General features: G+C 63.5%; 10 protein-coding genes and 1 pseudogene. 3 read left to right on the forward strand and 8 right to left on the reverse strand.

The annotated features are described in order from the left end of the window. Nucleotides 1-12: 12 nt before the first annotated feature. Nucleotides 13-963: an XdhC family protein gene (locus tag L858_RS0103545; protein ID WP_193742839.1), complete on the forward strand. Its 951-nt coding sequence runs from the start codon at nt 13-15 to the stop codon at nt 961-963. Between the two features lie 63 nt (nt 964-1,026). Here L858_RS0103545 and L858_RS19575 read toward each other — a convergent pair whose 3' ends face one another. The 5 genes from L858_RS19575 to L858_RS0103570 all read right to left on the reverse strand — a co-directional run bounded on the left by L858_RS19575 (nt 1,027) and on the right by L858_RS0103570 (nt 7,285). Then, nucleotides 1,027-1,908, reverse strand: coding sequence for an HpcH/HpaI aldolase/citrate lyase family protein (locus L858_RS19575; RefSeq protein ID WP_022681771.1), 882 nt, complete (start codon nt 1,906-1,908; stop codon nt 1,027-1,029). Next, a complete protein-coding gene (locus tag L858_RS0103555; protein ID WP_022681772.1) occupies nt 1,905-2,357 on the reverse strand; it encodes a MaoC family dehydratase in 453 nt (150 codons plus the stop codon). The genes L858_RS19575 and L858_RS0103555 overlap by 4 nt, the downstream gene beginning before the upstream one ends. A 14-nt stretch (nt 2,358-2,371) precedes the next feature. Then, on the reverse strand, nt 2,372-4,213 hold the full coding sequence (locus L858_RS0103560) for an acetyl/propionyl/methylcrotonyl-CoA carboxylase subunit alpha (RefSeq protein ID WP_022681773.1): 1,842 nt from the start codon (nt 4,211-4,213) through the stop codon (nt 2,372-2,374). 168 nt (nt 4,214-4,381) lie between these two features. Continuing rightward, nucleotides 4,382-5,983: a carboxyl transferase domain-containing protein gene (locus L858_RS0103565; RefSeq protein WP_022681774.1), complete on the reverse strand. Its 1,602-nt coding sequence runs from the start codon at nt 5,981-5,983 to the stop codon at nt 4,382-4,384. Between the two features lie 156 nt (nt 5,984-6,139). Next, nucleotides 6,140-7,285 (reverse strand): isovaleryl-CoA dehydrogenase, encoded by a 1,146-nt coding sequence (locus L858_RS0103570; protein ID WP_022681775.1) that lies wholly within the window; start codon nt 7,283-7,285, stop codon nt 6,140-6,142. Between the two features lie 448 nt (nt 7,286-7,733). On the opposite strand from L858_RS0103570, the pseudogene L858_RS21185 reads away from it, so the two are divergent. Both L858_RS21185 and L858_RS0103580 read left to right on the forward strand, forming a co-directional pair. Beyond that, a pseudogene (locus L858_RS21185) lies at nt 7,734-7,961 on the forward strand (oxidoreductase C-terminal domain-containing protein); the annotation flags it as partial. Between the two features lie 98 nt (nt 7,962-8,059). Then, on the forward strand, nt 8,060-8,866 hold the full coding sequence (locus L858_RS0103580) for an enoyl-CoA hydratase/isomerase family protein (protein WP_193742841.1): 807 nt from the start codon (nt 8,060-8,062) through the stop codon (nt 8,864-8,866). 141 nt (nt 8,867-9,007) lie between these two features. Here L858_RS0103580 and L858_RS0103585 read toward each other — a convergent pair whose 3' ends face one another. Genes L858_RS0103585 through L858_RS0103595 form a run of 3 tightly spaced genes read right to left on the reverse strand, consistent with a single transcriptional unit; the run spans nt 9,008 to nt 11,832 of the window. After that, entirely contained in the window at nt 9,008-10,402 is a 1,395-nt protein-coding gene (locus L858_RS0103585) for an NAD(P)(+) transhydrogenase (Re/Si-specific) subunit beta (RefSeq protein WP_022681778.1), read from the reverse strand. 3 nt (nt 10,403-10,405) lie between these two features. After that, complete coding sequence (locus tag L858_RS0103590; protein WP_022681779.1) at nt 10,406-10,696, reverse strand: NAD(P) transhydrogenase subunit alpha part 2; 291 nt, start codon at nt 10,694-10,696, stop codon at nt 10,406-10,408. After that, nucleotides 10,693-11,832 (reverse strand): NAD(P) transhydrogenase subunit alpha, encoded by a 1,140-nt coding sequence (locus L858_RS0103595; RefSeq protein WP_028055773.1) that lies wholly within the window; start codon nt 11,830-11,832, stop codon nt 10,693-10,695. The genes L858_RS0103590 and L858_RS0103595 overlap by 4 nt, the downstream gene beginning before the upstream one ends. Between the last annotated feature and the right edge of the window lie 76 nt (nt 11,833-11,908).

Genomic DNA, 11,908 nt, shown 5'->3' on the forward strand with positions numbered 1-11,908 from the left:
ATGGATAATCCATTGATCCGCCACGGCTGCCTCTTCCACCCCGAAGACGTCGCCAAATTCGCCATCGAGGCTGTCCGGAACCACAGGGGGGCGGTGCTAATCTTCGTCACGGGAACGGGCGCGGGCGGCGTCCGCGCTCCGGGGCTCAGGATGGCGGTGGACGGCGCGGGGCGCTCGATCGGCTATGTGTCGAACGGCTGCGTGGAGGCCGACATCGTCAGCCAGGCACTCGAAGCCCTGGCAGCGGGAGCACCCCGCGCTATCGCTTATGGCGAGGGTTCTCCTAATATCGATATCCGCCTGCCTTGCGGCGGGCGCCTGGACATCCTCGCCGTGCCGCTCGGCGATGAAGCCCCGCTCATCGACCTGGTGCAGCTATTGGACGCGCGCACCATTGCCACGATGGACCTCGGCGCGGATGGCAGCTTGCACGCGGCAGCGGAGCGAAGTGCGACGACGCCCGCTGCCTGTTGGCGCTTCAGGATCGTACCGAAGATCCGCCTCTTCGTCATGGGATCGGGGCAGGAGACGGTTCTGCTCGCCAAGATGGCCGCGGCTTCGGACATGCAGGTGCAAGCCTATTCGCCCGATACGGAAACCGTCGCCCTGATTTCGGCCTTGAGCCTGCCAGTGGCCGAAGCAAGAGGCTTGGCGAGTCCCGCCCCATTCGAATGCGATCCGCTCACCGCCGTGGCGCTGATGTTCCACGATCACGAGTGGGAATTGAAGATACTTCAGGAGATGCTGTCCGGGCCTGCCTTCTATATCGGCGCATTGGGCAGCGTGCGTGCCAATCAGCGACGGACGCAGCTATTGCGCGACGCGGCTATGCCGGCAGAGCTGATTTCCCGGCTGAAAGCACCAATCGGACTGATACCGCGCCTTCGCGACCCCAATCTGCTCGCCATCTCCGTGCTGGCGGAAGTCACGGCCGAATTCCAACGGAAGTTCGACTCCTTCTGAGCCGGCAGGCTTGTCTTGGTCTGATAATAATCATTATGTTAAATAAAACATCACCTCAGTCTTCTACGATCGAACTGTGCCGCTGCGTTCGAACTTCAGGGTGTCAGAGGTTTCGCTCATCCCGATTATTCGCTGCGCCTGTATCAGATGCGGTCGATCGATCATCTTGCCATCCAGCTTCAGCGCGCCCACGCCGGGATTTGCAGCGAAGGCTGCGATGACCGCGCGCGCATGCGCAACCTCGGCTTCGCTGGGTGTGAAGCCGTCGTTGATGATCGCCACCTGCGCGGGGTGGATCGCCATCATGCCGGCGAAGCCATCGCGCCGGGCGCGGGCGACATAGGCCGCTAGCGCTTCAGGGGCGCCGATTCGGGGGAAAACGGTTTCGACTGCCGCCGTGCCCGCAGCGTGCGCGCCGAACAACGTCAGGCTGCGTACCAGTTCATACGGCGCGGTATAACTGCCGTCAGGCTCTCGCGAGGTGGCCGCGCCGATTGCGGCCGGCAGATCCTCCGCGCCCCAGGTGAGCCCGGCGAGATGCGCCGCCACCGCGCCATAGCTGCCGAGCTGGAAAATGGCGCTCGGTGTTTCGGTGGCGATGGGGAGGATCGGAAGCGCAACGCCGCCCAATTTCGACACCAATGTTTCGACGCTCTTCGCGCCTTCCGCCTTCGGGAGAAGCAGCCCGTCCGGCTTGCCGGGCATCACGGCCTCAAGGTCTCCGTCGGCGAGAGTACTATCGAGCGGATTGACGCGAACCAACGTGGTGACGCCCGCGCGATCGCCCGCGAGCCATTCCGCGACCGCGGCCCGGCCCACATCCTTCTTCTCCGGCGCGACGCTATCCTCAAGGTCGAGGATCAACGCGTCGGCTCCGCTCGCCGCCGCCTTGGCAAAGCGTTCCGGCCGATCGGCGGGAACGAAAAGAAGGGAACGCAGCCTCATGCCGCCCTGCCCTTGATGAGAGCCATGCGCAGACATTGGCAGACGACTTCATCGCGCTGGTTGATGAGGCGGTGGGTGAAGGTGACGACCCCTGCCCCGGGACGCGACTTGCTGGGTTTCAGTTCTGTGACTTCCGACTCTGCGCGCAACGTATCGCCGATAAATACGGGCCTGGGCATGACCAGCCTATCATAGCCAAGGTTCGCGATTAGGGTTCCAAGCGTCGTATCACCTACCGACAGGCCGATCATCAGCGCGAAGGTGAAGGTGCCGTTCACGAGAATCTGACCGAACTCGCTCGCCTTCGCCGCCTCCAGGTCGATGTGGAGGGGCTGCGGATTGTGCGTCATGGTGGAGAAGAGGAGATTGTCCGTCTCCGTCACCGTGCGGCGGATTTCGTGCATCAGCGTTTCACCGATCTGCCACTGGTCGAAAAACTTGCCCGTCACTACACTCTCCGTCGTTATCCCGCCTTCTCGATCTTCACGAGCAGCGCGCCCTCGTTCACCTGCCCGCCTTCACTGGCGTTGAGTTCGGTGATCGTGCCGTCAAAGGGTGCGACAAGGCTATGCTCCATCTTCATCGCTTCCAGCGTGAGGAGCTTCTGTCCCTTGGTCACCGCCTCGCCTGCTGCGACAGTGACCGCAATGATGCGGCCGGGCATGGGGGAGAGCATCGCGCCGTCCGAGGCGTCTGCGCCCCCTGCTCCGACCGCGCGCCAGGGCGCGAGCCGCCAAACCTGCCCGCCCTCGGCTATCAGCACATCCTCGGCCGGCTCTTCACCGCCGTTGCGCGGATCATAGGTGACGGTCACCGCTTCCCCATCCAGCAGGAAGGTACCGGTTGCGTGGGTGGGCGCATTCAGGCGAAAGCCGGCGAGCAGGCCGCCCTGCGTCAGCGAAGCGGCGGCGTCTGCCAACGCCTCGTCACTGGGACGCGCGGGCGGCAGCAGCGCGTCACCCTCACGCGCGATGAGGCCGGTGTCGAGCCGCGCGGCGGCGAAATTCGGATGAGTGAGCGCCTTGACCAGAAAACCGGCATTGGTCTTGAGCGGCCAGACGGCGCTCTCGTCAAGTGCCTTGACGAGTTTCTCGCGTGCGGCCTCGCGCGTCGGCCCATGAGCAATGACCTTGGCGATCATCGGATCATAAAAGGGCGAGATCTCCGCCCCTTGCGTCACGCCGGTGTCGATGCGGACGCCCTCACTCCCCAGTTCGAACAGATCAAGCCTGCCGATCGAAGGCAGGAAGCCCTTCGCCGGATCCTCGGCATATAGGCGCGTTTCCATCGCCCAGCCATTGATGGAGAGTTCATCCTGTCGCTTGGGCAGCGGCTCGCCCGAGGCGACGCGCAACTGCCATTCAACCAGATCCTGGCCCGTAATCTCCTCGGTTACGGGATGCTCGACCTGAAGGCGGGTGTTCATCTCCATGAACCAGATGCGGTCAGCCTTCAGACCTTCGGACCCGTCGGCAATGAACTCGATCGTGCCCGCGCCCACATAGTCGACCGCCTTGGCCGCACTGACCGCCGCTTGACAGACCGCCGCGCGCGTTTCCGCGTCCATGCCGGGCGCCGGCGCTTCCTCGATCACCTTCTGGTGACGGCGCTGGAGCGAGCAGTCGCGCTCGAAAAGATGGACGACATTGCCATGCTTGTCGCCGAACACCTGCACTTCGATATGGCGCGGATTCGTGACCCACTTCTCAAGCAGCACCTGATCGTTGCCGAAGCTCGACGCCGCCTCACGCTGGCAGGAAAGCAGCGAATCCGCGAAATCGGCGGCGCTCTCCACCTTGCGCATGCCCTTGCCACCGCCACCGGCGACCGCCTTGATCAGCACCGGATAGCCAATCGCATCAGCCTCCGACTTCAGTTGCTCGGGCCTTTGATCATCGCCCAGATAGCCCGGCGTGGTGGGAACACCTGCATCCTGCATCAGCTTCTTGGCTGCATCCTTCAGGCCCATCGCCGTGATCGCGGCCGGGTGGGGACCCACCCAGATCAGGCCTGCGTCATGAACCGCCTGCGCAAACCCGGCATTTTCCGATAGAAAGCCATAGCCAGGGTGGATCGCCTCGGCGCCGGTCTGCTTGGCGGCGGCGATGATCTTATCGGCCAGCAGATAGCTTTCGCGCGCCGGCGCGGCGCCGATATGCACGGCCTCGTCCGCCAAGCGGACATGAAGCGCGTCAGCGTCGGCGTCAGAATAGACGGCGGCGGTGCGAATACCGAGACGACGGGCGGTCTTGATAACCCGGCAGGCGATTTCACCCCGATTGGCGATGAGGACGGATTTAAGCATGTCGGCCTCTCCTACTCCTTATAGTCGCTCGATAACCAGTGCGATGCCCTGACCACCGCCGATGCACATGGTCGCGACGCCATAAGCCATTACCCATGAGCGCGGGATCGACGCCGGCATGTACCCACTGAGCATTCCGACACGCGGGATGCATTTAGCGCGCTCACATCACATCCGGAACAGGCCGAACTGCGCGCGATCGGCGATCGGCGCGTTCAGAGTGGCTGCGAAGGCGAGGCCCAGCACGTCACGCGTCTGCGCAGGATCGATGATGCCGTCATCCCACAGCCGCGCGGTGGCATAATAGGGATTGCCTTCATCCTCATATTTCTGGCGGATCGGCGCTTTGAAGGCCTCCGCTTCCTCTGGCGTCCACTTCGATGCGTTGCGATGTACCGTCGCCAAGACTGAGGCCGCCTGCTCCCCGCCCATGACGGAGATGCGCGCATTGGGCCATGTGAAGAGGAAGCGTGGCTGATAGGCGCGGCCGCACATACCGTAATTGCCTGCGCCAAAGCTGCCGCCAATCAGAACCGTAATCTTGGGGACCTGTGCCGTTGCGACCGCCGTCACCAGCTTCGCACCGTGCTTGGCGATGCCCTCTGCCTCATATTTCCCGCCGACCATAAAGCCGGAAATATTCTGGAGGAAGAGAAGCGGAATACGTCGCTGGCAGGCGAGTTCGATGAAGTGCGCACCCTTGACCGCGCCTTCGCTGAACAGGACGCCGTTGTTCGCCAGAATGGCAACCGGCATGCCCCAGACATGGGCAAAGCCGCAAACGAGGGTCGTGCCGTAGAGCGCCTTGAACTCGTGGAACTCGCTGCCGTCGACGATGCGGGCAATGACTTCGCGCACATCATAGGGCGCACGCACGTCCTGCGGGATGATGCCATAAAGATCCTGTCCATCATATTTGGGCGGCTTCACGTCCCGCAGGTTGAGCTCGGGCGTGAAGTCGGGCTGCAGCGTCGAAACGATGTCGCGCACAATGGAGAGCGCATGTTCGTCATTCTCAGCGACGTGATCGACGACGCCGGACTTGCGACCGTGCAGGTCGCCGCCGCCCAGATCTTCCGCGCTGATGACTTCGCCCGTCGCGGCCTGGACGAGCGGTGGTCCGGCGAGGAAGATCGTGCCCTGGTTGCGCACAATGACGGTTTCGTCCGACATGGCGGGGACATAAGCGCCGCCCGCCGTGCAGCTGCCCATGACGCAGGCGATCTGCGGGATGCCGCGCGCCGAGAGGTTGGCCTGATTGTAGAAGATGCGGCCAAAATGTTCCTTGTCTGGAAACACTTCCGCCTGGTTGGGCAGGTTCGCGCCCCCGCTGTCCACTAAGTAGATCGAGGGCAGCCGGTTTTCCAGCGCTATCTCTTGCGCACGCAGATGCTTCTTGACCGACATCGGGAAGTAGGTGCCACCCTTCACCGTCGCGTCGTTGCAGGAGACGAGCACCTGTCGCCCTGCAACGCGACCGACACCAGCGATGATGCCGGCGCCCGGCACTTCATCATGATAAAGCTCATTTGCCGCGAGCTGACCAAGCTCAAGGAAGGGCGAACCCAGATCGAGCAGCCGCTCGACACGCTCACGCGGCAGAAGTTTACCGCGGGACACATGCTTGGTCCGCGCGCTTTCGGAACCGCCCTGTGCCGCAGCCGCGACCTTGTCGCGCAGTTCCTGCGCCAAAGCGGAATTATACGCAGCATTGGCTCGGAACGTTTCGCTACGGGCGGAGATCTTCGTGTCCAGAACGGGGGCGCTCACTTCGTCTTTCTCCTCCCACTTGCGTCGTACGGCGGCGCGGCTTCTGATAAGGCCAGAGTGCATTCCGGCTGTGCGCAGATGATGTACTGCTCGGCTGGCGGTATTGATCCCAGTCTCCTGCCGCAGCCCGCCGAAAGCAAGATCACCTCGCCCGGTTCAGGCGCCAATCAGCTCGCGGCCGATCAGCATGCGGCGGATTTCGTTCGTGCCGGCACCAATGTCGAGCAGCTTGGCGTCGCGCATGTAACGCTCGACCGGCCAATCCTTGGTATAGCCCGCACCGCCCAGCGCCTGCACGGCTTCGAGCGCCGTCTTCATGGCGTTCTCGGAAGCCAGCAAGATCGCCCCCGCCGCGTCGAAGCGGGTCGTCTTGCCCGCATCGCAGGCTTTGGCCACCGCATAAACATAGGCACGCGCCGAATTGAGCGCGACATACATGTCGGCGATCTTGGCCTGCATAAGCTGGAAGGCGCCAATCGGCTTGCCGAACTGCTTACGCTCGCGAACATAGGGAAGGACGACATCAAGGCAGGCTTGCATGATGCCCAGCTGAATGCCCGAAAGCACGGTGCGCTCATAGTCCAGGCCGCTCATCAGAACGCCAACGCCGCCGTTCAGCGGTCCCATGATATTCTCTTCGGGAACCTCACAATCCTCGAACACCAGCTCTGCGGTGGGCGAGCCACGCATGCCGACCTTGGCGATCTTCTGGCCGATCGAGAGGCCCTTCATGTCCTTTTCGACCAGGAAGGTGGTGATGCCCTTCGACCCCTCACCCGTCTTGGCATAGACCACCAGCGTGTCGGCATAGGCCGCGTTGGTGATCCAGAATTTCGTGCCATTGAGGACGTAATGATTGCCCTTCTTCTCGGCCTTGAGCTTCATGCTCACGACGTCCGAACCGGCGCCAGCTTCCGACATCGCGAGCGAGCCGACATGCTCGCCCGAGATCAGCTTTGGCAGATATTTCGCCTTCTGCTCCGCATTGCCCCAGCGGCGGATTTGGTTGACGCACAGATTGGAGTGCGCGCCGTAGGACAGGCCGATCGAGGCAGAAGCGCGAGCGACCTCCTCCTGAGCCACGACATGTTCCAGATAACCGAGGCCAAGGCCGCCATCCTCTTCCGGCACAGTGATGCCGTGCAGGCCCAGTTCACCCATGGCGGGCCACAGTTCGCGCGGGAACCAATCCTTGTCGTCTATCTCTGCCGCGAGCGGCGCAATCTTGTCGGCGGAGAAGCGGGCGGCGCTCTCCCGAATCATGTCGGCATTGTCGCCGAGCGCGAAATCGAAATCATTCATTGCTGCTCTCCCGCGATATCCTATGGTCGGCGCGCCTTCTTGCGTAAGGCTTGATCAAGGAAAAATCGAACCTTCGCTAACGACCTCATAGATGCTGTCTGTAGACCTCCACCCGTGGCGACCCGACAGTACCAAGCCCGTTGATCCGCACCAGCACCTTGCAGCACCGCGGCTTTGCGAGAAATCTGCGGCCGCCGGCCGAGCCAAAGGCTTGGCCGCCAGCCCGCCCGAGTCCTCAAGATCCAGAATAATGGCCTAGGCGCCGGTTGCCACCGCCTTGGCGAAGCGTTCGGGCCGATCGGCGGGAACGAACAGGAGCGAGCCCAGCATATATTTCGCCCTTTCTTCAGCGCACCAGCCGATTCAATAGCGTACCGACCACTCCGAAGTGAACCGACAAAGGCGAGCTTTACAGACCTGCGCCGCCGCGACGATGTCGATGCGATAGACTGTCGGCCTTTCGACCGGCCATGACCAGACGATCCTGCGCGGCGATCCGGCGAACCGCAGCTTCTCCGTCCTCTACCTCAAGGCTGGCAAGCTCATCGCGCTCGATTGCGTCAATGCGATCAAGGATTATGTGCAGGGCCGTGCCCTTGTCGTGTCCGGCGCCCTGCTCGATCAGGCACAGCTTGCGGACGCCGGCATCCCGCTCAATGAAGTCGGCCTCGCCTGATCCGCTGCGCTCGGGCGCATCGCAACTGCAACATGCGACCCGCAATGCGCGACGATTCCCCTCTGGACCGCAGGACGCCGCTGGTGCACGGAACGGATATGAACCACAGAGAGGGAAATGGCGTGACGGAACTGGTGAAGAGCGAACTTGAGGAAGGCATCGCCAAGATCACGCTCAATCGGCCGGATGCTGGCAACGCGATGAGCTGGGCGCTGGTGGATCGGTTCAGCACCGTTGTGGAAGAGCTGACGGCGCAAGCGGGCGTCCGAGCCTTCCTGATCCAGGCGGAAGGCAAGAATTTCTGCGTCGGCGGAGACATCCGCGTTTTCGCAACCGAAACCGATCCGGCGGGCTTCATCACCCGGCTGGCCGCGCGCCTGCACGAGGGGCTGGCGCTGCTCGCCGCCCATCCCGCACCTGTCGTGATCGCTGCCCAGGGTGCGGCCGCCGGCGCAGGCCTCAGCCTGGTGGCGAGCGGCGACATCGTGCTCGCCGCTGAGGGCTCGACCTTCGCCATGGCCTACACGGGTATCGGGCTCACCGCAGACGGCGGAGCGACCTGGATGTTGCCGCGCCTGATCGGCCTGCGCGCGACGCAGGAAATGGCTTATCTCGGCCGCCGCCTGAACGCTCAAGAAGCCGTGGCACTAGGACTGGCGACCCGGAGCGTCGCGCCTGAACAACTCGATGCGGAGGCTGCCACTATCGCGCGTACGATCGCGAATGGCCCCACGGCGGCTTTCGGCGGCGTCAAGAAACTGCTGTTCGCCGGCGACCTGGCCCCGTTCCCCGAGCATCTTGACGCGGAAGCTCATGCGATCGGCGTCGCCATGGCAACGGATGACGCCGGGGAAGGAATCAAGGCCTTTCTGGAGCGGCGCAAGCCCGTTTACCAGGGCAACTGATCAGTATCTTCCAGCAGTCACTAAGGGTGTCGGCGTCGCTGAGCGAGCCCCTCACACCCGCCAGAGAGTTCAGATCTTGTCCGGTTGTGAAAAGGCCCGCCGCGCGCACGCGACGGGCTTTTCTGCCGGGAAGCACCGCTGTCAATGCAGTCCCGAGCCGCCCCCGGCCAGTTCCTTGGCGATGGAGCCGACCATGTCCTTGGCATCGCCAAACAGCATCTGGGTGTTGCTGTTATAGTAGATCGGATTGTCGATGCCGGCGAAGCCCGCGTTCATGCTGCGCTTGATGACGAACACCGACTTGGCGCGGTCTGCCTCGATGATCGGCATGCCGGCGATGGCACTCTGCGGATCATCGCGCGCCGAGGGGTTGACCGTGTCGTTGGCGCCGATGATCACCGCCACGTCCGCCTGCGGCAGTTCGGGGTTGATATCATCCAGGTCGACCAGCTGCTCATAAGGGACATTCGCTTCGGCAAGCAGCACGTTCATATGGCCGGGCATGCGGCCCGCGACGGGGTGGATTGCGAACTTGACGTCCACGCCCTTCTTGGTGAGCGCCTGGTAAAGCTCGCTGACCTTATGCTGAGCCTGCGCGACAGCCATGCCGTAACCGGGAATGATGACCACGCTGCTGGCATTTTCCAGCTGCATCGCCGCTTCCTCGGCGGAGGCGGAGCGGACTACGCGGTCGTCCTTGCCGCCCGCCGCGCCGGCCACCACAGCGCCGAAACCGCCGAACATCACATTGGCGAAGCTGCGATTCATCGCCTTGCACATGATCACCGCCAGGATGAAGCCCGATGCACCGTCCAGCGCGCCCGCGACGATCAGCAGCTTGTTGCCGAGCGCGAATCCCATCGCGCTCGCCGCCAGACCCGCGTAGCTGTTCAGCAGCGCGATGACGGTCGGCATGTCAGCGCCGCCGATCGGGATCACCAGCAGGATGCCGAACAGCAGCGCCAACGCGACGAAGACGGGGAAGAGGTAGGTCTGGGTCGGATCGATCGCCAGCATCACGCCGATCACGACCGCCGCCAGCGCGACCGCGCCATTGACGATGCGCTGTCCGGGGAAGGAGACGGGCCGGCTGCCCATCAGCTCCTGCAGCTTGGCAAAGGCGATGACCGATGCGGTGCAGGTCAGGAAACCCAGCAGCATCTCGAACATCAGCGCCCACAGCACGAAGCTGCCGGCATATTCCGCATGGGCGTGCTTATAATATTCGGCAGCGCCGATCAGCCCAACGGCCAGCGCGCCGAAGGCGTGGGAGATGGCGGTCCGCTGCGGGATGGCGGTCATCGGCATCAGCAGCGCCATCGGAATACCAGCGGCGGCACCCGCGATCATCGCGATGATGATGAGCGTGTAGTCGACCATCTCATGATGAACGAGCGCGCCGATGATGGCAATCAGCATGCCGATCTCGCCGGCGCGTACGCCGCGGCGGGCAGTCGAGGGATGACTCATCCACATCAGCGAGAGGATGAAGAGGGTCGATGCGGCGATCGCCGCGAAAGGAACGAAAGCGTCCATCTGTTACTTCCCCCGCGGCTTGAACATTTTGAGCATGCGATCGGTGATCATGAAGCCGCTGACCAGATTGACGGTCGCACAGAACACCGCGACGAAGCCCAGCGTCTTGGCGAGCGGCGTCGCACCTTCCTCCCCCGTGATCGTGATCGCGCCGACGATCACCACTGCGGCGATCGCATTGGTCAGCGACATCAGCGGCGAGTGAAGAAGCGGCGAAACCTTCTTGATCAGCTGGAAACCGACAAAGGCTGCCAGGATGAAGACGAAAAGATAATCCGGATTAAGCGCAGTCATTGTGTCACCCCCGTCGATTCAAGCAGCCGCTCGCTGACGACCTTCCCGCCCCTGGTGATGCGGATCGCGTCGCCGATCTCGGCATCCAGCACCGGCGCATTCTGCTCCTTGTTCCAGAAGGCGGACAGGAAGTTGTAGAGATTGCGCGCGAACAGCGCCGATGCGTCGGCAGCGAGGCGCGAAGGCACATTCTTGTGACCGATGATCTTGACGCCATGGCGCTCGACCACCTCCCCCAGCACCGCGCCCTCGACATTGCCGCCCTGTTCCACGGCCAGATCGACGATCACGCTGCCCGGCCGCATAGACGCGATCTGCGCGTCGGAAATCAGGCGGGGCGCCGGCTTGCCGGGGATCAGCGCCGTCGTAATGACGATATCCTGCTTGGCGATGTGGCCGGACACCAGCTCAGCCTGCGCCTTTTGATAGTCCTCCGACATCTCGGTGGCATAGCCGCCCTTGCCCTCGCCCTCGATGCCGGCGACGCTTTCGACAAAGATCGCCTTCGCGCCCAGGCTCTCGATCTGCTCCTTGGTGGCGGAGCGCACGTCGGTCGCCGACACCTGCGCGCCCAGACGCTTGGCGGTCGCGATCGCCTGAAGGCCCGCGACGCCCACGCCCATGATGAAGGCCTTGGCGGGCGACACCGTGCCCGCAGCCGTCATCATCATCGGGAAGGCGCGGCCATATTCATGCGCCGCATCCAGCACCGCCTTGTAGCCGGACAGGTTCGACTGCGAGGAGAGGATGTCCATCGACTGCGCACGGGTGATGCGCGGCATGAACTCCATCGCCAGCGCCTCGAACCCGGCGGCCGCATAGGCGTCCACACGCGCCCGCTCGACAAAGGGGTTGAGGCCTGCGACGATCCAGGCGCCCGGCTTCGCCCCGGCGAGGCTGGCCGGCTCAGGCCCCTGCACGCCCAGGATGATGTCGGCGCCCGCCAGCGCGGCTTCCCGCGTGCCGACGGTCGCGCCCATCGCCGCATAGTCTGCGTCGGCGATCGCAGCGGTCAGGCCGGCGCCGGCTTCCACCGCTACCTCGGCTCCAAGGCCCACGAACTTCTTGACCGTCTCCGGCGTGCCCGCGACGCGGCGCTCGGCAGGTGCCAACTCTTTCAATATGCAAATCTTCATCTGCTCTCCCCGCATGGGGCGCCCGCTATCTCCGCTGCGCCTTGGACTGCCTTTGCTCCGAGTCCACCTAATGTGC

This window comes from Sphingobium bisphenolivorans (genome assembly GCF_000412635.1).
Taxonomy (GTDB): domain Bacteria; phylum Pseudomonadota; class Alphaproteobacteria; order Sphingomonadales; family Sphingomonadaceae; genus Sphingobium; species Sphingobium bisphenolivorans.

Coding starts and splice junctions, on each gene's coding strand:
- L858_RS19575 (WP_022681771.1), bottom strand. CDS start 1,908: ATGAGGCTGCGTTCCCTTCTTTTCGTTCCCGCCGATCGGCCGGAACGC.
- L858_RS0103560 (WP_022681773.1), bottom strand. CDS start 4,213: ATGCTTAAATCCGTCCTCATCGCCAATCGGGGTGAAATCGCCTGCCGG.
- L858_RS0103570 (WP_022681775.1), bottom strand. CDS start 7,285: ATGAATGATTTCGATTTCGCGCTCGGCGACAATGCCGACATGATTCGG.
- L858_RS0103580 (WP_193742841.1), top strand. CDS start 8,060: ATGAACCACAGAGAGGGAAATGGCGTGACGGAACTGGTGAAGAGCGAA.
- L858_RS0103585 (WP_022681778.1), bottom strand. CDS start 10,402: ATGGACGCTTTCGTTCCTTTCGCGGCGATCGCCGCATCGACCCTCTTC.
- L858_RS0103590 (WP_022681779.1), bottom strand. CDS start 10,696: ATGACTGCGCTTAATCCGGATTATCTTTTCGTCTTCATCCTGGCAGCC.
- L858_RS0103595 (WP_028055773.1), bottom strand. CDS start 11,832: ATGAAGATTTGCATATTGAAAGAGTTGGCACCTGCCGAGCGCCGCGTC.